General features: G+C 42.0%; 18 protein-coding genes. 9 read left to right on the top strand and 9 right to left on the bottom strand.

All coding sequences use genetic code 11. The annotated features are described in order from the left end of the window. The first annotated feature begins 177 nt into the window (after nt 1-177). Together thiL and pgpA are read left to right on the top strand one after the other, a co-directional pair. On the top strand, nt 178-1,161 hold the full coding sequence (gene thiL / locus PR809_RS19060; protein WP_181490045.1) for a thiamine-phosphate kinase: 984 nt from the start codon (nt 178-180) through the stop codon (nt 1,159-1,161). Nucleotide 1,162: 1 nt separating this feature from the next. Then, nucleotides 1,163-1,681, top strand: a complete 519-nt coding sequence (gene pgpA / locus PR809_RS19055) for a phosphatidylglycerophosphatase A (protein WP_102139017.1) — start codon at nt 1,163-1,165, stop codon at nt 1,679-1,681. Between the two features lie 165 nt (nt 1,682-1,846). Here the strand turns inward: pgpA and PR809_RS19050 are convergent, their stop codons facing one another. From PR809_RS19050 to fixA, 5 genes are all read right to left on the bottom strand, one after another. Next, nucleotides 1,847-3,172: an MFS transporter gene (locus PR809_RS19050; RefSeq protein ID WP_241098700.1), complete on the bottom strand. Its 1,326-nt coding sequence runs from the start codon at nt 3,170-3,172 to the stop codon at nt 1,847-1,849. Nucleotides 3,173-3,248: 76 nt separating this feature from the next. Next, nucleotides 3,249-3,536 carry a ferredoxin-like protein FixX gene (gene fixX / locus PR809_RS19045; protein WP_102139020.1) on the bottom strand — a complete coding sequence of 96 codons (288 nt, stop codon included), beginning with the start codon at nt 3,534-3,536 and terminating at the stop codon, nt 3,249-3,251. Further along, a complete protein-coding gene (gene fixC / locus PR809_RS19040; RefSeq protein ID WP_166266687.1) occupies nt 3,533-4,819 on the bottom strand; it encodes an FAD-dependent oxidoreductase FixC in 1,287 nt (428 codons plus the stop codon). Before fixC ends, fixX begins: the two co-directional genes overlap by 4 nt. A gap of 53 nt (nt 4,820-4,872) precedes the next feature. Further along, nucleotides 4,873-5,814, bottom strand: coding sequence for an FAD-binding protein (locus tag PR809_RS19035; RefSeq protein ID WP_206276473.1), 942 nt, complete (start codon nt 5,812-5,814; stop codon nt 4,873-4,875). Between the two features lie 11 nt (nt 5,815-5,825). Then, on the bottom strand, nt 5,826-6,596 hold the full coding sequence (fixA, locus tag PR809_RS19030) for a putative electron transfer flavoprotein FixA (RefSeq protein ID WP_206276474.1): 771 nt from the start codon (nt 6,594-6,596) through the stop codon (nt 5,826-5,828). A gap of 511 nt (nt 6,597-7,107) precedes the next feature. Here fixA and caiT point away from each other — a divergent pair. The 6 genes from caiT (at nt 7,108) to caiE (ending at nt 14,206) form a co-directional block, all read left to right on the top strand. Then, nucleotides 7,108-8,625: an L-carnitine/gamma-butyrobetaine antiporter gene (gene caiT / locus PR809_RS19025; RefSeq protein ID WP_102139024.1), complete on the top strand. Its 1,518-nt coding sequence runs from the start codon at nt 7,108-7,110 to the stop codon at nt 8,623-8,625. A 34-nt stretch (nt 8,626-8,659) separates the two neighbouring features. Next, entirely contained in the window at nt 8,660-9,802 is a 1,143-nt protein-coding gene (gene caiA, locus PR809_RS19020; RefSeq protein WP_102139025.1) for a crotonobetainyl-CoA dehydrogenase, read from the top strand. Nucleotides 9,803-9,865: 63 nt separating this feature from the next. Then, a complete protein-coding gene (gene caiB, locus PR809_RS19015; protein WP_166266695.1) occupies nt 9,866-11,086 on the top strand; it encodes an L-carnitine CoA-transferase in 1,221 nt (406 codons plus the stop codon). 70 nt (nt 11,087-11,156) lie between these two features. Beyond that, nucleotides 11,157-12,716 (top strand): crotonobetaine/carnitine-CoA ligase, encoded by a 1,560-nt coding sequence (gene caiC, locus PR809_RS19010; protein ID WP_206276475.1) that lies wholly within the window; start codon nt 11,157-11,159, stop codon nt 12,714-12,716. A gap of 87 nt (nt 12,717-12,803) precedes the next feature. After that, complete coding sequence (gene caiD, locus PR809_RS19005; RefSeq protein WP_102139028.1) at nt 12,804-13,589, top strand: crotonobetainyl-CoA hydratase; 786 nt, start codon at nt 12,804-12,806, stop codon at nt 13,587-13,589. 23 nt (nt 13,590-13,612) lie between these two features. Next, nucleotides 13,613-14,206: a carnitine operon protein CaiE gene (gene caiE, locus PR809_RS19000; RefSeq protein ID WP_166266701.1), complete on the top strand. Its 594-nt coding sequence runs from the start codon at nt 13,613-13,615 to the stop codon at nt 14,204-14,206. A gap of 79 nt (nt 14,207-14,285) precedes the next feature. Here caiE and caiF read toward each other — a convergent pair whose 3' ends face one another. The 4 genes from caiF to xseB all read right to left on the bottom strand — a co-directional run bounded on the left by caiF (nt 14,286) and on the right by xseB (nt 18,531). Further along, on the bottom strand, nt 14,286-14,678 hold the full coding sequence (caiF, locus tag PR809_RS18995) for a carnitine metabolism transcriptional regulator CaiF (RefSeq protein WP_166266703.1): 393 nt from the start codon (nt 14,676-14,678) through the stop codon (nt 14,286-14,288). Between the two features lie 565 nt (nt 14,679-15,243). Beyond that, nucleotides 15,244-17,109, bottom strand: a complete 1,866-nt coding sequence (dxs, locus tag PR809_RS18990; protein ID WP_166266705.1) for a 1-deoxy-D-xylulose-5-phosphate synthase — start codon at nt 17,107-17,109, stop codon at nt 15,244-15,246. Nucleotides 17,110-17,358: 249 nt separating this feature from the next. Then, a complete protein-coding gene (gene ispA / locus PR809_RS18985; RefSeq protein ID WP_102139032.1) occupies nt 17,359-18,276 on the bottom strand; it encodes a (2E,6E)-farnesyl diphosphate synthase in 918 nt (305 codons plus the stop codon). Between the two features lie 3 nt (nt 18,277-18,279). Continuing rightward, nucleotides 18,280-18,531: an exodeoxyribonuclease VII small subunit gene (xseB, locus tag PR809_RS18980; RefSeq protein WP_004914571.1), complete on the bottom strand. Its 252-nt coding sequence runs from the start codon at nt 18,529-18,531 to the stop codon at nt 18,280-18,282. Between the two features lie 220 nt (nt 18,532-18,751). Between xseB and thiI the strand changes: the two genes are divergently transcribed. Then, a complete protein-coding gene (gene thiI, locus PR809_RS18975; RefSeq protein WP_195698218.1) occupies nt 18,752-20,203 on the top strand; it encodes a tRNA uracil 4-sulfurtransferase ThiI in 1,452 nt (483 codons plus the stop codon). Nucleotides 20,204-20,750: the final 547 nt, after the last annotated feature.

The following is a 20,750-nucleotide window of genomic DNA, read 5'->3' as shown; positions in this document are numbered from 1 at the left end:
TGTGTTTATATGCTCGCGATATTTCAATGATAGGTGAGCGAAAAATAATTGTGGCCAATTAGATACGTTATTTAGGTTAGCAATTATGCATTATTTACCTATTATTGAATTATTAGGGTGTAAATTATTTGCTTCGTCTCAAACGAAAATAGATATAGCGAAAACGGAAAATCTACCATGTCATATGGCGAATTTGACCTCATCGCGCGTTATTTTAACCGTCAAACCACTAACCGACGTGATGTTAATATCGGTATTGGGGATGACTGTGCGTTGATGACCATTCCAGAAAAACAGCAACTTGCTGTAAGCACTGACACTCTTGTTTCTGGTATTCACTTCCTACCAACCATTTCACCAGCTGATCTTGCTTATAAATCATTAGCCTCTAATTTAAGTGACCTTGCGGCGATGGGGGCGGATCCTGCATGGGTTTCTTTAGCAATTACATTGCCTTGCGTTGATTGTGATTGGTTGCAATCCTTTAGTGATAGTTTGTTTGAACAGCTTAACTATTATGGAATGCAATTGATTGGTGGTGATACAACACGCGGACCAATGAGTTTAACCTACACGGTTCATGGCTTAGTACCGAATGGTAAGGCGATGTCTCGCGCAGGGGCGCGCAATGGTGATTGGATTTATGTCACGGGTACTCTAGGTGATAGCGCAGCTGGCTTAGCTATTTTGCAAGATAAGCTGAATGTTAAAAATGTAGAACATCAAGAATGGCTAATTGCGCGTCATTTACGTCCGCAGCCACGTATTTTACAAGGCCAAGCGTTGAGAAACCTTGCTTCTTCAGCAATTGATATTTCGGATGGTTTAGTTTCTGATCTTAACCATATCTTGAAAGCGAGTGGTTGTGGCGCACGCATTAATTTAGATGCATTGCCTCAATCAGAAGCGTTGAAACAAAGTTGTAGTATTGAGCAAGGGCGCTTATGGTCTTTGAGTGGTGGTGAAGATTACGAACTCTGTTTTACCGTTCCTGAAATTAATCGTGGGGCGTTAGAGATGGCATTAGCGCATACGGGATCAGGCTTTACGTGTATCGGGCAAATTAAGCCGCAGTCTGAAGGAATTAGCTACTTTTGCAATAACCAAGAAGTTGATGTAAACCTAAAAGGTTTCGATCATTTTGTTTCGGAAGGTGCATAGAATGGCAAGTCGCCAAGAAAAAGCAGAAGCAAAAAAACGGCTAAATATGCGTAATCCTTGGCACTTATTGGCTACGGGGTTTGGTAGTGGCCTTTCGCCTATTGTACCTGGCACAATGGGCTCTCTTGCTGCGATACCTTTTTGGTTATTAATGGCAAATATGCCAATTTGGAGTGTGTGGGTACTCATTGTCGTGGGTTTTTGGATTGGTTGCCTAATTTGCCAGCGCACTTCCGACGATATGAAAATTCATGACCATGGCAGTATTGTTTGGGATGAATTTATCGGGATGTGGATTACGCTAATGGCGATCCCTGTTGTTGATTATGAGTGGGTCATCACCGCATTCTTTATTTTCCGCATTTATGACATGTGGAAGCCATGGCCGATACGGTTTTTTGACCGAAAAGTCAGCGGCGGTTTTGGTATTATGATTGATGATATTATTGCCGCGATTTTTGCCTATGTGACTATTTGGTTGCTGGTTTGGTATGAGATCATGCCATTCTCAACCAACTAAATACGCGTCATATTTTGCGCTGTGGCGTTGTTGGCCGCGTTCATTCGCCCTAGTCACATACTTTTGTATGCTCCTAGGGTCTTATTCACTTGCCGCCTAGCCACAACCCAAACTATTTAGCGTATTGGATATAATTGCTCATCGTAGTAACTTCTCTTGCTTCTCTTACTTCTTTCCACGCCGAATACCCATCACTGAGGTTTGCGCTAAGGTTAAGCCTTTGGTTTCGGGGGCAAATAGAACTGAGACAATCAACCCTATAAGTGAAACACCCGCCCCCATCAGCACTACCGAACTGACGCCGTATTTAGTGATAAATAGCGGTAGTGCCCATGTTGAAAAAATGGTTCCAATCCTGCTGATGGACATAATTACCCCAACGGCAGAGGCACGGATATCTGTTGGGAATAGTTCATTAGGATAGAGCCATTGTAAAATACCGGGACCGCCTGAAAAGAATGCGTAAATGCCAAACATAATAATCACAAGGCAAATACCGAGGTTTGAGAATAGCCCAAGTATCGCCAGTGCAAGAGTCATAATGGCAAAACTACCAATCAATAGTGGCCGCCGTCCCATTTTATTTAGCCAATACATCGCGGGTAAGCAGCCTAACATAAAGAATAAGCTGATAACCACGTTACCCAGTGCGGCATTTTTCCCTTGATCCCAACCGAGCTGGCCAACAATTTGTGGGCCAAAGGTGTAAATTGCAAACATCGGGATCACTTGGCAGGTCCAAATAATGGCAGTGAATAGAACGAAAGAAAAATGGCGCTTAGTGAATAACTGGAGGAAATGTGTTTTTTGTTGTTCTTCAGCTTCGAATACCACGGGCTGGCCAAACAGCTTTTCCATCATTTTTTCGCACTCTTTGACCCGGCCTTTACGAATAAGCCAAAGAGGGGACTCCGGTAAATCAAAACGGCCTATTAAAATGACGATGCAGGGGATAACTGCACTGCCAAGCATCCAGCGCCAGCCATCTTGAACGTCATACAGCATATAACCGACGAGATTGGCACAGGTTGCGCCCACATACCACATTGCCGCAATAAAACCGACAGCAAATGCGCGTTGTTTGGTATTAGAGAATTCGGTGATCATTGACGTTGCAATCGGGTAATCTGCACCAATTACTATCCCGATTAAGAACCGCATGATGAGCAGCTCCATCGGTGTTGAGACAAACATGGTCGCAACAGAAATAGCACCAATGGCAACAATATCAATTAAGAACATTTTGCGGCGACCGACTTGGTCACAAATATAGCCGAATAGGGAGGTTCCTATGAAGAGACCCGCAAGTGTTGCTGCTCCGAGTAAGCCAATCCATTCGCTACTTAAGCTTAATACAGGGGTAAGTTGTTCTAAAGCAACGCCAATCAGGACTAACACATAACCATCCAGAAAAGGCCCACCGCTACCCCACAGCATGATCCGCCGGTGAACGGAAGAAAATTGAATGTCATCAAAACTTTTTGGTTTCATTATGCATCCCTGTATCAGCGCAAATAACCGCTCAAAAGCTCTCGAAGCATGTCACTTCGAGAGTAATACGAAATAATCAGCCGTAACGAAATTCAATGCCAAATGTGCCGCGTGGGTATTCCCATTTTTCTAATGCACTATCTAGGCCTAGAATACGGCAAGTGCCACATTCAAGGCAGCCTGCATAGTCGAAACGAACTGAACCATCTTCTTGTTTTTTATACAAACCTGCTGGGCAGGCTTTGGTTAATGTTTCAAGCACCTGCATGTCTGGATGCTCTTTCACAACAATATGTGGGTTTTCTTCATCGACATTAAATTTATTAATACCGAGTTTGATATCAACGTTGACTGGATTACTCATATTGCTCTGACTCCTTTGATTCCATCCTTGAGCAAATTCATAAAGCCCACTTTTTTCGCGTGTTGTAACATGGTCTTACGCAGCGGGATAGGAGCTTCATCTGAAATAGTGAATAGCTTTTTCGCAATACCGACAGCCATTTCTGGATAGGCAGAGAACATGCGTGGATTATCCAAAAATTCAGGCATTTTTTGGTACATGTTCATATCTCGAAGAGGGCCTTCGTTGAGTAATTTGAGGTACTCACAGAGTCCTTGTTTACTAAAGTCCTCTTTTTTCATCGCGTTGAGTACTGCATTTGCCGCGGCTTCACCTGAAGCGACCGCTAAGTCCATTCCGCGAATGGTAAAGCCTAAGTTCATACACATACCCGCAGCATCACCAGCAATTAAAACACCATCGCGTACCAATTCGGATTGCATTTTTAGACCCGCTTCAGGGACGACGTGTGCGGCATATTCGAGCATTTTCCCGCCTTCAATTAGGGGGGCGACGGCAGGGTGATTCTTAAAGTCTTCTAACATTTGAGGAACAGACTTTTTGGCGTCTTTTATGTGGTGTAAACCACAAACTAGACCTAAAGAAACCGTATCTTCGTTGGTATATAGGAAGCCGCCTCCCATTAGGCCATCAGTAGGAGCCCCTGCAAATAACCATGCAACACCTTCTTTTTCTTTAAGATTAAAACGGTTAGCCAGGATATCTTTCGGTAGTTCAATAAGCTCTTTTACTCCAACCGCGACATGTTCCGCACTGACGCGTTTTGTCATACCAAGTTGTTCGGCAAGCAGTGAATTGACGCCATCCGCTAAAATGACCACTTTAGCTTCAAGTACGTCTCCATCAGCCTCAACACCAACTACCTTGCCATCGCGTTCAACTAACTTATCAACTCGAATCCCCGTAATACACTGTGCACCAGCATTTTCAGCTTGTTCAACTAGCCATGGGTCGAGTTTGCCACGTAGCACAGACCAAGAGGTTTCCTCTGGTTTTTGTTCAGCTGCATTTTGGAAATCGACGGTTACAGCGCCAGTTTCTGTCATGAATGACAGCTTTTCTCGGGTGATCATGCGTTCGATAGGTGCGTCTTGGGTAAACCCAGGAATGATCCGTTCTAAACTATGGGCATACATTCGCCCACCCGTTACGTTTTTACCGCCCGCGTAGTTTCCTCGTTCAATTAGGAGAACTTGAGCACCTTCACGGGCAAGTACCAGTGCAGCAACCGAACCAGCTAGGCCAGCGCCTACAATGATCGCATCAAAAATATCGTCGGACATAGTTTCTCCAAAGGTCACTAAACAGCGAGGCTAAAGCCCCACTGTTATTTGGTTTATTTAGCCAGTTGTTGAGTGAGTACCGGGAGGATTTTGAATAAATCCCCAACGATCCCATAGTCTGCGAATTGGAAAATAGGGGCATTTTTGTCTTTGTTAATGGCCACAATAATTTGGGCTCCATTTGCACCAACCATGTGCTGGATTTGACCTGAAATCCCTACTGCGAGATAAAGCTCTGGTTTGAGCATCAAATTGGAGATCCCAACGTAGCGCTCATGTTCCATCCATTTTTCATTTTCTGCGACTGGGCGTGAACAGGCAATTTCAGCACCAATGGTATCTGCTAATGTTTTGGCTATTGCAATGTTCTCTTGGCTACCAATCCCACGACCCACACTGACTACCAGACGCGCTTTGTCTAGTTCAACGGAGTTACCTGCTTTTTTCTGAACCGAGGTACGTACAATAGATTGTTTTGGTTCGACCCATTGTACAGCTTGAGCCGTACCGCTACGTGATGCATCATTTTGTGCAGCTTCAAATGTGCCTGTCGCGAGGGTGGCAATCGAAAATGAGCTCTCTAAGGTTTCTTGACCAAAGGCTAGACCACCGTAAACCATATGTTTAATAACGGGTTTTCCTGATTCGACTGTAATTGCTGCCGCATCGTTAGAAACGGCTGCTTGCAGTCTAGCGCCTAAACGTGCTGCTAATAATTTACCCCTACGGGTGTTAGGTAATAGCAATAAACCGTTATCGCCATGCTGTTTGATGGTTGAAACGATAGTGTCCGCATAATCTTCAATAATGCGATCGTCAGGTTTACCTGCCAGTTGAAAAACTTGCGTTGCACCGAGTTGGAAAGCTTGTGAGCTTTGTGTGTCATCAAGTGCTAATACATTGACTTGCTCTCCTAGAGCAAGGGCGCCACCGATAAGTTCAGGTAAGCGAGAAGTCATGTCACTAAATACCCAAACGGTTGATAATTTGCTCATAACGCCTCCGATTAAATAATTTTTCTTAAATGTTCAGCAAATTGTGCAATTTGGTCTTCGCCATCACCTTCAATGATGATGCGCTGGCGGACTTTTTGCTTAGGTGCCGCAATAGATTGCGCAGAAAGAGCTGCAACGTTATCTAAACCAATATCAGCCATCGTCCAAGCTTGAACGGGTTTTTTAGCCGCGCCTAAAATTGCTTTCATTGATGGAATAACGGGAACGTTAATATCGGAGGTAACAGCGACAATGGCTGGTAATGGTATGGACAGCGTTTCAATTTCATCTTCTAGCTCACGCTCTATAACTACCGTGTCAGCGGTGATTGAAACGATTTTCTTCACACCGTTGATGGCAGGAACTTGCAGTGTTTCGCCCATCAAGATACTGACTTGTTGTGCATTTAAATCAGCGGAACCATCACCACAAATAATTAAATCAAAACCGACTTTTTGAGCTGCAGAGCTCAAGGCCAGAGCCGTTTGATGTGGTAAGGCTTGTTCCAGTTGGTCATCAATAACAACCACAAGTTCATCTGGGCCACGAGATAAAACGTCTTTACGTGCTTTCATGTTGGTCAGTGCTTTACCACCGACACTTAACGCAATCACTTTACTGTCAGCTTGCTGCGCTTTTATTTGATTAGCGGTTTCAATTGCATTTAAATCATATTGACTGATTTTGGTATCAGCACGTGAAAAATCTAAAGAACCATCTGCGCTATTTACAATAATATCTTGTTCATCAGGAACAGATTTATAGCATGTAATAATATTCATTACATCTCCTAAAATAATATTAATAAATATGATCCGTTTCGGTTTCGGATTATATAATTATCATGAACTGGATATTTAAAAATAAAACCTAGGTCACCAATATTGAAAACCTTAAAATAAAGTCGGTTTAAATATTCATACTGATACCCTACTCACCAATACTGTAAAAATCATCAAGTTATCAACGAAATGTTCAATATTGCTACCCTAATCACCAATACTGAAGGTATTTAATAACATTAATGTTACACAATATTTTATCTCTATGTATTTATTGGTATTTAAAATCATTTCAAATGGAATAAATAATAACAATTATTTATCACGAATAATATTGTGACCTTAATAACAGAATTGTTAATGACGAATCGACATGATTTGAATAGTGATTGAATTAATGCGGAATTGAATTTTTAGGGGTTTATGGGATTTAATAATAAATAAGTAATGAGGTGTTAAATAATATCTATTCTTAAAGCTTATATATTAAATAATAAATTGGGAACGAACTATGAGCAAAGAAAATAAAAAGGGTGGAATAGAACCAAAAGTTTTTTTTCCACCGTTGATCATTGTTGGACTATTGTGTTGGCTAACTGTCCGTGACCTTGATGCTTCAAATGAAGTGATCAACCAAGTCTTCAGCTATGTCACTAATGTGTGGGGCTGGGCATTTGAGTGGTACATGGTTGTGATGTTTGGTGGATGGTTCTGGCTAATTTTGGGGCCTTATGCCAAAAAACGTTTAGGAGAAGAGAAGCCGGAATTTAGCCGTGCGAGCTGGATTTTCATGATGTTCGCATCTTGTACCTCTGCAGCGGTACTTTTTTGGGGGTCGATTGAAATCTATTATTATGTTTCTACACCGCCTTTTGGCTTTGAATCTTATTCAAACGAGGCCAAAAATATCGGGCTTGCATACAGCTTGTTCCATTGGGGGCCATTACCATGGGCGACCTATAGCTTCTTATCTGTCGCATTCGGTTATTTCTTCTTTGTCCGCAAAATGGATGTTATTCGTCCAAGTAGTACGTTAGTTCCTCTGGTAGGGGAAAAACGTGTCAATGGTTGGTTTGGGACTCTTGTTGATAACTTCTATCTCGTTGCTTTGATATTAGCAATGGGAACCAGTCTAGGGTTAGCAACACCGTTGGTTACTGAATGTATTCAATATTTATTTGGTATTCCACATACCTTACAACTTGATGCCATCATCATTTTCTGCTGGATCATTCTAAATGCAATTTGTGTGGCTTTCGGCCTGCAAAAAGGGGTGAAGATTGCCAGTGACGTACGTAGTTATCTCAGTTTCTTGATGTTGGGATGGGTATTTATCGTTGGTGGTGCTAGCTTTATTGTTAACTACTTTACCGATTCTATCGGTGTCCTAATGATGTATATGCCACGTATGCTGTTCTATACAGATGCGGTTGGTAAAAGTGGTTTCCCACAGGGCTGGACAGTATTTTACTGGGCATGGTGGGTTATCTATGCCATTCAAATGTGTATCTTCCTCGCACGTATATCGAAAGGCCGTACTGTCCGTGAATTGTGTATTGGTATGGTTGCGGGTTTAACCGCAGGATCGACATTAATTTGGACTATTTTAGGAAGTAATACTCTACAACTGATTGATAAAGACATTATCAACATTCCAAAACTGATTGAAGAATTCGGCGTTGCACGCGCCATCATTGAGACATGGGCTGCCTTACCTTTGAGCACTGTAACAATTTGGGGCTTCTTCATCCTCTGCTTTATCGCCACGGTCACACTGATTAATGCTTGTTCATACACTCTCGCTATGTCGACTTGTCGCGCAGTGAAAGAGGGTGATGAGCCACCATTATTAGTACGTATCGGTTGGTCTGTCTTAGTCGGTGTTATCGGCATTGTATTGCTGGCTCTAGGCGGATTAAAACCAATACAAACCGCGATAATTGCTGGAGGATGCCCACTTTTTTTCGTCAACATCATGGTAACGCTTTCCTTTATTAAAGATGCCAAAGTGCATTGGAAAAATGACTAATTTATTCAAAAACAACATGTAAGAGGTTATTGATATGGATTTTAGATTGAATGATGAGCAGGAGTTGTTTGTCGCAGGGATCCGTGAACTGATGGCCAGTGAAAACTGGGAGAGCTATTTCGCACAGTGCGACCGCGACAGCCAATATCCTGAACGTTTTGTAAAAGCCTTAGCGGACATGGAAATCGATAACCTGCTGATCCCAGAAGAACATGGCGGCTTAGATGCAGGGTTTATTACGGTAGCTGCAGTATGGATGGAATTAGGCCGCCTAGGTGCACCAACCTATGTGCTGTACCAATTACCGGGTGGTTTTAACACCGTACTGAGGGAAGGGACTCAAGAGCAAATTGATAAAATTATGGCGTTTCGCGGCACAGGTAAACAAATGTGGAACTCTGCGATCACTGAACCGGGTGCCGGTTCTGACGTCGGTAGCTTGCAAACCACTTATCAACGTCGTAATGGCAAAGTTTATCTTAATGGTAGCAAATGCTTTATCACCAGTAGTGCCTACACACCGTATATCGTGGTGATGAGCCGTGATGCGGATTCGCCAGATAAACCTGTCTTTACTGAGTGGTTCTTGGATATGAGCAAACCGGGTATCAAGGTGAATAAACTTGAGAAACTGGGTTTACGCATGGATAGCTGCTGTGAAATCACGTTTGATAACGTTGAACTTGATGAAAAAGATATGTTCGGCCGTGAAGGTAATGGTTTCAACCGTGTGAAAGAAGAGTTTGACCACGAGCGTTTCCTTGTGGCTCTGACTAACTACGGTACAGCAATGTGTGCGTTCGAAGACGCGGCTCGCTATGCAAATCAGCGTGTTCAATTCGGTGAAGCAATTGGTCGTTACCAATTAATTCAAGAAAAATTTGCACATATGGCGATCAAGCTCAATTCAATGCGCAACATGTTATATGAAACTGCATGGAAGAGTGACAACGGATTGATCACCTCGGGTGATGCAGCGATGTGTAAATACTTCTGTGCAAATGCGGCGTTTGAAGTTGTGGATTCTGCGATGCAAGTACTCGGCGGTGTCGGAATTGCAGGTGAGCATCGAATTGCACGTTTCTGGCGTGACTTACGTGTGGATCGTGTATCTGGTGGTTCAGATGAAATGCAAATACTAACACTAGGCCGCAGTGTACTGAAACAGTACCGCTAATAACTGAATGCTTATAGGTTGGCTTTTTTAGCGAGCCAACCAAGTTTCACAGGAGACGAGAACATGGCAGAGCATCTACCTATGCCAGAGTTTGGCCCATTAGCTGGGGTCAGAGTGGTATTTTCAGGGATTGAAATAGCCGGCCCATTTGCAGGACAAATGTTTGCAGAGTGGGGCGCAGAAGTGATTTGGATAGAGAACGTAGCGTGGGCGGATACCATTCGTGTTCAGCCTAATTATCCTCAGTTATCAAGGCGTAACCTGCGTGCATTATCACTGAATATCTTTAAAGATGAAGGGCGAGAAGCATTCCTGAAGCTAATGGAAACAACGGATATATTCATTGAGGCTAGTAAAGGACCCGCATTTGCCCGTAGAGGGATCACCGATGAGGTACTTTGGGAACACAACCCAAAATTGGTTATCGCTCATTTATCAGGCTTCGGACAATATGGCGACCCTCAATACACTAACCTAGCGGCCTACAATACCATTGCACAGGCTTTCAGTGGTTATCTTATCCAAAATGGTGATAAAGACCAGCCAATGCCTGCCTTCCCTTATACCGCAGATTATTTTTCTGGCATGACCGCCACAACAGCAGCTCTCGCAGCACTGTATAAAGCGCGTGAAACGGGTAAAGGGGAAAGCATTGATATCGCCATGTACGAAGTGATGTTGCGTATGGGGCAATACTTCATGATGGATTACTTCAATGGTGGCGAAATTTGCCCACGTATGACCAAAGGGAAAGACCCGTACTACGCGGGTTGTGGGCTCTATAGCTGTAATGATGGCTATATTGTGATGGAAGTCGTTGGTATCACTCAAGTACAAGAAATATTTAAAGATATTGGTCTTGGTCATTTACTAGGAACGCCAGAAATACCCGAAGGGACTCAGCTCATTCATCGAATTGAATGTCCTTATGGACCTTTAATGGAAGAAAAACTCGATGAATGGCTAGGCGCACGCTCGATTGATGAGGTGTTAGCAAGGTTGGCTGAGCTGAACATTGCAAGTGCGAAAGTATTAACTATTCCTGAGCTAGATACTAACCCTCAATACATAGCTCGGGAGTCGATTACCAGTTGGCAGACCATGGATGGGCGCACATGTCGTGGTCCAAACGTTATGCCAAAATTCAAAAATAATCCGGGCCAAATATGGCGCGGTATGCCATCACATGGCATGGATACCACTGATATATTGAAAAATATTGGATATAGCGAAACAGATATTCGGGGGTTAGTCGACAAAGGACTGGCCAAAATAGTGGATTAATTGAATGAATATTCAGGTCAATTAATCCATTGGCCTGAATATTCATCAGGGAAATGATGGGAAGCAATTAATGGATGTAATCGGTAAACAAAATTTGCGTCAAATGTGGGATGATTTAGCGTTAACCCACGGTAATAATAAGGCGCTTATCTTTGAATCCTGCGATGGAAATGTTCGTGAATTCAGTTATAGAGAGATGAATGAACACATTAATCGCACAGCAAACCTCTTTTTAGCTTATGGCATTCAAAAAGGGGATAAGGTTGCTTTACATTTAGATAATTGCCCAGAGTTTTTCTTTTGCTGGTTTGGCTTGGCAAAAATTGGGGCGATTATGGTCCCTGTTAATGCACGTTATAAATACAATGAAGCCGCTTGGATTATGCAAAACTGCCAGCCACGGATGGTCGTGACTTGTGCGACTTTTTTAGATATTTATCAACGTGTACTTGATGATGAAAGTACCAGCCTTGAACATATTTTTTTAATTTCAGATACCCCCGTTAAACAACAAAACGGCGTTTCAGACTTTTTGCTTGAACAAGCACAAAAACCCATTGAATTGACACAACTCATTGCGTTAAGTGTTGATGATACTGCGGAAATTTTATTTACTTCGGGTACGACCTCAAAACCCAAAGGGGTGATCATTACCCACTATAACTTACGTTTTGCGGGTTACTACTCTTCTTGGCAGAACACCCTGCGCTCAGATGATATTTATCTGACTGTCATGCCTGTTTTTCATATCGATTGCCAGTGCACCGTGTCCATGGCCGCCTTTTCGGTGGGCGCTACTTTTGTGTTACTCGAAAGGTACAGTGCACGACGTTTTTGGCAACAAGTCGTGAAACATCGAGCGACGGTGGTTGAGTTGATCCCAATGATGATCCGCACGTTATTAAGTCAACCTCTGGCGGATAACGAAAAAGACCATTGTTTACGTGAAGCGATGTTCTATCTCAATTTGAGTAATGAGGAAAAAGAACAATTTATGGCGCGTTTTGCGGTGAAGAGTTTTCTGACCTCATATGGCATGACGGAAACCATCGTGGGGTTGATTGGCGATAGGCCCGGTGATATTCGTCGCTGGCCATCTATTGGCCGCCCCGGTTTTTGCTATAAAGCACAAATCAGGGATGAAAATAACAAACCTGTTGCAGCAGGGGTGGTAGGCGAGCTCTGTGTTAAAGGTGAACGCGGAAAAACCTTATTTAAAGAGTATTACAACAACCCAGAAGCAACGGAGAAAGCTTTCGATAAACAAGGCTGGATGCATACCGGAGACTTTGCTTATCAAGATGACGATGGCTTTTTCTATTTTGTGGATAGAAGCATGAACATGATCAAACGGTGCGGTGAAAACGTTTCGTGCAGTGAGATTGAAAATATCATTGCTTCACATCCCGCTATCGTTGACGTGGCCGTGATAGGTGTTGCTGATGAAATTCGTGATGAAGCAATTAAAGCCTTTATTGTGCTAGAAGAGGGTGAAACCTTAACGCAGGAAGAGTTTTTCGCTTTCTGTGAAAAGCAGATGGCGAAATTTAAAGTGCCGTCATGGGTTGAGGTACGTAAGGATTTACCGCGTAACTGTTCTGGGAAAGTACTGAAAAAACACCTGAAATAATCGAATAATTCTATTAATTACGCGAACGTTTTGGTTGTAACCATTTGCAGCCAAAATGCGAACGCATGATCACTAAAGGATTGCACTATGAGCGAATCATTAAAAGTTACCCGTAATGGCTCCATTTTAGAAATCGTACTTGATAGACCTAAAGCGAATGCAATTGATGCGAAAACCAGTTTCAAAATGGGTGAGGTTTTTCTCAACTTCCGTGATGACCCATCATTACGCGTTGCGATTATCACCGGTGCTGGCGAGCGGTTCTTCTCTGCCGGTTGGGATTTAAAATCTGCTGCAGAAGGTGAAGCCCCAGATGCTGATTTTGGTCCTGGTGGTTTTGCAGGGCTTACTGAAATTTTCAATTTGAATAAGCCTGTCATTGCAGCTGTAAATGGTTATGCGTTTGGTGGAGGTTTCGAACTGGCTTTAGCAGCAGATATGATTATTTGTTCTGAAAATGCTAGCTTTGCATTACCAGAAGCACAACTTGGCATTGTACCTGATAGCGGCGGTGTCTTACGCTTACCCAAAATTCTTCCAGCACCCATTGTGAACGAAATGGTAATGACGGGTAGGCGAATGGATGCGAAGGAAGCATTACGTTGGGGAATTGCTAACGATGTTGTACCAATTGAAAACTTAATGGACAAAGCGCGTCAGTTAGCGGAGCAAATCACCCAAAGTGCGCCACTTGCTGTCGCTGCACTGAAAGAAATTTTCCGTGCGACAGGGGAGCTCACTGTTGAAGAGGGGTATAAACTCATGCGCAGCGGTGTACTGACAAACTACCCTGCGGTTTTACATTCCGAAGATGCAACAGAAGGCCCACTCGCATTTGCCGAAAAACGTTCACCAAGTTGGAAAGGGCGCTAGTTAAGCTAGCAGCGAGGTGAATTTTGAGCTTTTACGCTTTTGAAGGGGTGATCCCAGTTGTTCACCCTACCGCATATGTACACCCATCAGCGGTAGTGATTGGTGATGTTATTATCGGCGAAGGAGTTTTTATTGGGCCTAACGCCTCTTTACGTGGGGATTATGGACGATTGATCATAGAAAAAGGCGCGAATATTCAGGACTGCTGCATCATGCATGGCTACAGTGATGTAGAAACCATTGTCCATGAATGCGGACATATAGGCCACGGAGCTATTCTACATGGATGCATTATTGGCCGTGATGCTTTGGTTGGAATGAACAGTGTTGTTATGGATGGTGCTGTGATTGGTGAGGAAAGCATTGTTGCTGCGATGAGTTTTGTTAAAGCCGGTTTTCAAGGAGAAAGCCGTCAGATGTTAGTCGGAAGTCCAGCACGTTTTTTACGCTCAGTGACTGATGAAGAACTGCATTGGAAGCGGTTAAACACTAAAGAATATCAAGACTTAGCCGGTCGGTATCAGCAATACCTACAAGAAACTCAGCCCTTAACAGAGCTTGAAGTTAATCGACACCAATTATTTGGTACAACGGATGTAAAACCTAAGGGGCAGTGATTCACAAAAAGGCCGTAAAATAAAAAAACGCAGCTGGTGAAGTCTGCGTTTTTTATTGGTGTGAAGCTAAGAAATAGGTTTAGCGACGTTGTGATTTTGATAGCATCCATTGCCATTTTTGCTCTCGATTTAATTCACTTGGCGGCATAGAAGCTGCTTTTATAGGAGAATCGATAGTGACTTTTTCAGCTTGATGATTTCTTAAACGTGCATAAAGCTGGTTATCAATTTTCTTAACTTTAATAAGCCGCTGACATTGGCAACCTCGTCCCGATAATTTATTTGGGATCATTTTTACTTCACACTGAATTTCAGCAACATCAGATAAAATATAAGAAACAATATTGACGGCATTAGGATGCGGGATACCAAAGTTGTTAGATATCTCTCTAGCTGTTGTCCAGCGGCCTTGTTTCATTACCCAGTTCGCAATAGATAAATACAAGGGTTCATTAATAAATTGTCCACACATAAGCGCTCCCAAATCTATTTATTAAAATTGATTAAATAAAAATAAACTATATGAAAATTGTAGTTGGAATAGCGTTTATTTGTTTCCTGGTTTGTTAATTAAGAAAACAAAATAATTACTTATTAATTTTCGGTTAAAATTGTTAAAATAATATATTCGTTATAGAAATTAGTTGTCATTTTCAAAATGATATTTTACGAATATAACTCAGAGACTAAATTACTCAGTCCTATAGTGACAAAGTTCATATTAATAGATTTTAAAATAATTTGCATGTCTTTATTGTAAAAACTCACATTCAAGATAAAAGCTTTGTTTATATTCTTATTTCAGGTAAATAGCTGAATATTGTTGTAGATAAACTGATTGTATTTAGTTTTATATTTTATTTTAATGATCTTGAAATATAATAAAAATGTGACATATTTTTTTAATGAACATGAATGAGTCAGTAATAACAGGGAGATAAATACTTTTTTAGTGTATTAAGAAAAGGAATAAGAGTGATTGGCTTTGTGATTGAATAGGGCATTGTATTGTTAATGCAATGCCCTAAAGATAAAAATTATTTGGCTAAGTAGTTATTAATAGAATTAACAATACCAGTGGAATCTAAGCCCAATTCAGCAATAAGTTCCTCTTGGGTACCTTGAGAAATAAAATAATCAGGTAAACCAAGGTTTAAGGTTGGAATAATTTTTTTCTCATGCATTAAGAATTCATTCACGCCGCTACCTGCACCACCCATGATGGCATTTTCTTCGAGAGTGACAAGAACATCATGAGTCTCGGCTATTTCAAGGATCAGGGCTTCGTCTAAAGGCTTCACAAAGCGCATATCAATGACAGTTGCATTGAGTTGCTCGGCAGCGACTAATGCGTGGCTTAATAATGTGCCAAAGCATAAGATAGCGACTTTTTCACCTTGGCGACGAATAATACCTTTACCAATAGGTAGTGGTGATAATGGCTGTAATTCAGCGCCTGTTCCTGTGCCTCGAGGGTAACGCACTGCACATGGGCCATCTTGGTAATGGTAGCCAGTATGTAGCATTTGGCGGCACTCATTTTCATCACTTGGGGCCATAATAACCATTGTTGGTATACAGCGTAGAAATGAAATATCAAAAGAACCTTGGTGAGTTTGCCCATCTGCCCCGACAACACCAGCTCGGTCAATCGCAAACATGACAGGAACCTTCTGGATAGCCACATCATGAATGACTTGGTCGTAACCGCGTTGCAAGAACGTGGAATAGATGGCAACGATAGGCTTATAGCCACCAATGGCAAGGCCGGCTGCAAATGTGACCGCATGTTGTTCAGCGATCGCGACATCGAAGTATTGGTCTGGGAATTCTTTAGAGAAGCGAACCATACCAGACCCTTCACGCATAGCAGGGGTGATAGCCATCAATTTGCTATCATTTTTAGCCTCTTCACATAGCCAATCACCAAAAATTTTAGAGAAAGTCGGCCCTGTCTCTTTGCTTTTGGGTAAAGTGAATGTGCTTGGGTCAAATTTAGGAACCGCGTGCCAGCTAATAGGGTCTTTTTCTGCCGGCTCATAACCTCGGCCTTTCTTGGTCATGATATGTAAAAATTGCGGGCCTTTTAAATCACGCATATTTTTTAACGTTTGAACTAAGGCAACAACATCATGGCCGTCAACAGGGCCAATATAGTTAAAACCTAATTCTTCAAACATGGTTCCCGGTACAACCATGCCTTTAATGTGTTCTTCTGTCTTTTTCAGTAGCTCTTTAATCGGTGGCATGTTAGAAAAAACTTTTTTGCCACCTTCACGCAATGTTGTGTAGAGCTTTCCAGAAAGCAAGTGAGCTAAGTGGTTGTTGAGTGCGCCAACATTTTCTGAAATAGACATTTCGTTATCGTTTAAGATAACCAACATATCAGGTGCGGCATCCCCTGCATGGTTCATCGCTTCAAATGCCATTCCTGCAGTGATCGCGCCATCACCAATCACACAAACCGTCTTACGGCTTTGTTGCTCTTTTTCTGCGGCAATGGCCATACCTAAACCGGCACTAATGGATGTTGAGGAATGGCCAACGCTTAAAATGTCATATTCACTTTCTTCACGCCATGGAAAGGGATGCAAACCATTTTTTTGACGGATGGTATCAATACGGTCACGGCGACCCGTCAATATTTTATGTGGGTAGGCTTGGTGGCCGACATCCCAAACAAGGTTATCAAATGGAGTTTTATAGACATAATGCAATGCGACGGTGAGTTCAACAGCACCGAGACCAGAAGCAAAGTGACCGCTAGAGCGACCCACGCTACTCAGTAAAAATTGTCTGAGTTCATCACAAAGCTTAGGCAAACTCTCTTTAGGCAACAGACGAAGCTCATCTGGTGTCTCTGCCAAGGCTAGCGTTGGATATTTAGCGATATCAATACTCATTAGTTGCTCACTTATAATTAATAAAAAACCCAACTTACTTAGCCACAATAAAATGACTATTCTCAGTATTTAGCGACATAAGGCTTCTATGTGCTGTTGGGTTGCCTTCGTTTATCGTCTGCCTATAACTCTATTGATTAAGAAGTCATCCATCTATTTTTTGGGGCTATAGGTATGATTCGAAGATGCATTAAGGTAATAATTGCCGTAATTATCGATCTTCTTGTAGCTAAAAGGCAAAGCATATTGTCAGCTTTTACGCTCAATAATGAAATTAGCTAAAGCACTTAGCATTTCTATATTATATCCATGGGACTGGAGAGTCTCTAAAGCATCTATCGCATCATGATATAGCTCACGTGCTTTTTTTTGTGCTGCTTCAAGGCCTAATAGCGATGGGTAGGTGCTTTTTTCATGTTCGGCATCCGTTCCTTGGCGTTTACCCGTAACTTCACTATCACCGATAACATCTAGGATATCGTCCTGTACTTGAAAGGCAAGGCCGATGGATTGTGCATATTTGTCTAAAACAGGCAGTAATTGTTGGCCTTTTTCACCGGCTGCAAAAGCACCAAGACGGATTGCTGCACGAATCAATGCACCTGTTTTATGTTGATGAATGCGCTCGAGGGATTCAAGGTTAACTTGCTTTCCTTCCGCATCTAAATCAAGAGCTTGCCCACCACACATACCAGCTAAACCGCTTGCGTATGATAACTCTGCAATCATCGCTATGCGGTCTTTATCAGTAACATCTGGCATAGGTGCCGATGACAGCAGTTGGAATGCCAATGTTTGCAATGCATCTCCAGCAAGTACCGCATTACCTTCACCATATTTAATGTGGCAAGTCGGTTGGCCGCGACGCAAATCATCATCATCCATTGCAGGTAAATCATCATGGATTAATGAATAAGCATGAATACATTCGACGGCGGCTGCAGGGGCATCAAGATTTTCTTGGCTAACACCAAACATAGAGCCGATGGCATAAGTTAAAAATGGGCGTAAACGTTTTCCACCTAATAATGTGCCATAACGCATTGCTTGTGCAAGTGGAAGGTCTGTAAATGGCAGTGCGTTTAAGGCATCTAATAGGTATTGATTGACTCTGTCGTAGGCCTGTTTTTGTTGCTGCGTAAAGCTATCTAAATGTTGTTCAGACATAATTTATTCAGTATCAGGTGAAAAATCGGCTAGAGGTTTATTTTCGTCATCACTCAGCAAAATTTGTACACGTTGCTCAGCTTGCTGTAGTACTTTTTGACCTTGTTTAGCAATTTGAACACCACGTTCAAACTCATTAAGGGCATCTTCTAAGGGAAGCTCACCAGATTCTAGGCGAGCGACGATCTGCTCTAGCTCTTGAAGCGAGTTTTCAAAACTAACAGTTGGAACTTGCTGAGTTTTTTCTTTAGCCATAATATTTAGCCACTAATGTGAAATCAGTTAATTCGAGGGATTTTAAATATTCAGCAGACTAACGCAGTCTTGCTACGGTTACAATTTATTATTGGGGTTTTTAGATTCAACCCGCAAGATAGTGTTATAATACGCCTCATTATTGACAATTGGTAACGTGTCATGTGTCTCTGTTAAGGCACATTCGTTTGCCCCCAACCACCATGAACATGCAGCTATTATGAAGTTTATCATTAAGTTATTCCCAGAAATTACCATTAAAAGCCAAACTGTTAGGCTACGTTTCATTAAAATTTTGACCAGTAATATCCGTAACGTGCTTAAACCACTTGGCGAAGAAATTTCGGTTGTCCGTAATTGGGATAACATTGAAGTGCGTGTGAAGGGGGAAACAAAACACGACGAAATTTGTGACATGCTAGGGCGTATCCCAGGTATTCACCATATTCTCGAAGTGGAAGAAAAACCATTTACCAGTCTACATCATATTTACGAAATGACACACGAAGCCTATGGTGAGTCATTAGAAAATAAAACATTCTGTGTGCGGGTAAAACGTCGCGGTAAACATGAGTTTTCATCCATCGATGCCGAACGCTATATTGGTGGTGGGCTGAACCAGCACATTGCGTCTGCAAAAGTTAAGCTTAAGGATCCTGATACCACGATCCACTTAGAAATCGAAGATGATAAACTTATCTTAGTTAAAGCACGTATTGAAGGTATCGGTGGTTTCCCTATCGGGACCCAAGAGGATGTGTTATCACTCATTTCTGGTGGTTTTGATTCAGGTGTCTCGAGCTATATGTTGATGCGTCGTGGTTGTCGTGTTCACTATTGCTTCTTTAATTTAGGCGGCGCTGCACATGAAATTGGTGTGAAACAAATTGCACATTATCTGTGGAACCGTTTTGGTAGCTCCCATAAAGTTCGTTTTATTGCTGTCAACTTTGAGCCAGTTGTGGCTGAAATTTTAGAAAAAGTGGATGATGGCCAAATGGGTGTTGTGCTCAAACGTATGATGGTAAGAGCCGCATCTAAAGTTGCAGAACGTTATGGCGTTCAGGCGATTGTTACGGGTGAAGCACTGGGGCAGGTGTCAAGCCAGACTCTAACAAACCTGCGCTTAATTGATAATGCTTCTGATACCCTCGTATTAAGGCCGCTAATTTCTCATGATAAAGAACACATTATCAAGCTAGCTCGCCAAATTGGTACTGAAGATTTTGCTAAAACCATGCCTGAATATTGTGGTGTGATTTCAAAAAGCCCAACAGTGAAAGCGGTGAAAGCGCGTATTGAAGCGGAAGAGGGCAACTTTGATTTCGGTATTTTAGAGTCTGTTGTTGAACAAGCGCAAAATATTGATATTCGCCAAATTGCACAAGAAAGCCTTGAAAAAGTCCCTGAAATTGAAATGGTGAGTGAGCTTTCAATTGAAAATGAAGTGATTTTAGATATTCGTTCAATTGATGAATTTGAAGATAAACCATTAAACGTGGATGGAATGGAAGTTAAGCATATTCCATTCTATAAGTTGAGCACGCAATTTGGTGACTTACCAAAAGATAAAACCTACTTATTATATTGTGACCGTGGGGTAATGAGCCGCTTGCAAGCGCTATACCTAAAGGAACAAGGTTATGAAAATATAAAGGTTTATCGGCCGTAGCTTAAAACAGGGTGCTTGCATCACCAACTCATCATCAGAGAGAAATGTGGGGGAAAACTCCCCCACAAGGCTAGTTATCGCAGAATAACGTAGCTTGAACCAGCGTGCTTCCGCTACTGATACTGAAAGAGCATAGCCTTTCTTGCATCAATAACGAAAAACACAATACCGTAAGGCACACGGTAACTAGCCCCAGAAGGGCAATTTTGGCCATTCCTCTTGACTCCTTTTTTAAAAGGAGACAGAATCCAATTGTTGAGAGTTGGAGACTGCCTCGGATTAAGATTAACATCTAATTCGGGGCTTTCGTCTTTTTGGCTCTCGCAAGGCTTGAACCAAAATGATCCAAGCACCCGCGGCAATCATAGCAAAAATTCACTCTAAACAAATCTTTTTGTCGTTCATTTTTTAAATAAAAATATTTAAATTCAGTTGGTTATGATTATTTTGATATCATTGATATTAATATGATTGCTGGTGCAATCGAAATAGAAATGGCAAAGTGAGTTGAATAAAAATAAGTAGAGAATAAAAACAGGGTGCTTGT

The sequence above is a fragment of the Providencia sp. PROV201 genome, assembly GCF_028479545.1.
GTDB classification, from domain to species: Bacteria; Pseudomonadota; Gammaproteobacteria; order Enterobacterales; family Enterobacteriaceae; genus Providencia; species Providencia huaxiensis.
The sequence above is the reverse complement of the archived record's forward strand: the minus strand, read 5'-3'. Positions and strand labels throughout refer to the sequence as shown.

Excerpts from the sequence above, each read along its gene's own strand:
- thiI (WP_195698218.1), top strand. The coding sequence starts at position 18,752 with ATGAAGTTTATCATTAAGTTATTCCCAGAAATTACCATTAAAAGCCAA.
- PR809_RS19035 (WP_206276473.1), bottom strand. The coding sequence starts at position 5,814 with ATGAGCAAATTATCAACCGTTTGGGTATTTAGTGACATGACTTCTCGC.
- fixC (WP_166266687.1), bottom strand. The coding sequence starts at position 4,819 with ATGTCCGACGATATTTTTGATGCGATCATTGTAGGCGCTGGCCTAGCT.
- caiT (WP_102139024.1), top strand. The coding sequence starts at position 7,108 with ATGAGCAAAGAAAATAAAAAGGGTGGAATAGAACCAAAAGTTTTTTTT.
- fixA (WP_206276474.1), bottom strand. The coding sequence starts at position 6,596 with ATGAATATTATTACATGCTATAAATCTGTTCCTGATGAACAAGATATT.
- pgpA (WP_102139017.1), top strand. The coding sequence starts at position 1,163 with ATGGCAAGTCGCCAAGAAAAAGCAGAAGCAAAAAAACGGCTAAATATG.
- caiA (WP_102139025.1), top strand. The coding sequence starts at position 8,660 with ATGGATTTTAGATTGAATGATGAGCAGGAGTTGTTTGTCGCAGGGATC.
- xseB (WP_004914571.1), bottom strand. The coding sequence starts at position 18,531 with ATGGCTAAAGAAAAAACTCAGCAAGTTCCAACTGTTAGTTTTGAAAAC.
- fixX (WP_102139020.1), bottom strand. The coding sequence starts at position 3,536 with ATGAGTAATCCAGTCAACGTTGATATCAAACTCGGTATTAATAAATTT.
- caiD (WP_102139028.1), top strand. The coding sequence starts at position 12,804 with ATGAGCGAATCATTAAAAGTTACCCGTAATGGCTCCATTTTAGAAATC.
- ispA (WP_102139032.1), bottom strand. The coding sequence starts at position 18,276 with ATGTCTGAACAACATTTAGATAGCTTTACGCAGCAACAAAAACAGGCC.
- caiF (WP_166266703.1), bottom strand. The coding sequence starts at position 14,678 with ATGTGTGGACAATTTATTAATGAACCCTTGTATTTATCTATTGCGAAC.
- caiC (WP_206276475.1), top strand. The coding sequence starts at position 11,157 with ATGGATGTAATCGGTAAACAAAATTTGCGTCAAATGTGGGATGATTTA.
- PR809_RS19050 (WP_241098700.1), bottom strand. The coding sequence starts at position 3,172 with ATGAAACCAAAAAGTTTTGATGACATTCAATTTTCTTCCGTTCACCGG.
- dxs (WP_166266705.1), bottom strand. The coding sequence starts at position 17,109 with ATGAGTATTGATATCGCTAAATATCCAACGCTAGCCTTGGCAGAGACA.
- caiB (WP_166266695.1), top strand. The coding sequence starts at position 9,866 with ATGGCAGAGCATCTACCTATGCCAGAGTTTGGCCCATTAGCTGGGGTC.
- thiL (WP_181490045.1), top strand. The coding sequence starts at position 178 with ATGTCATATGGCGAATTTGACCTCATCGCGCGTTATTTTAACCGTCAA.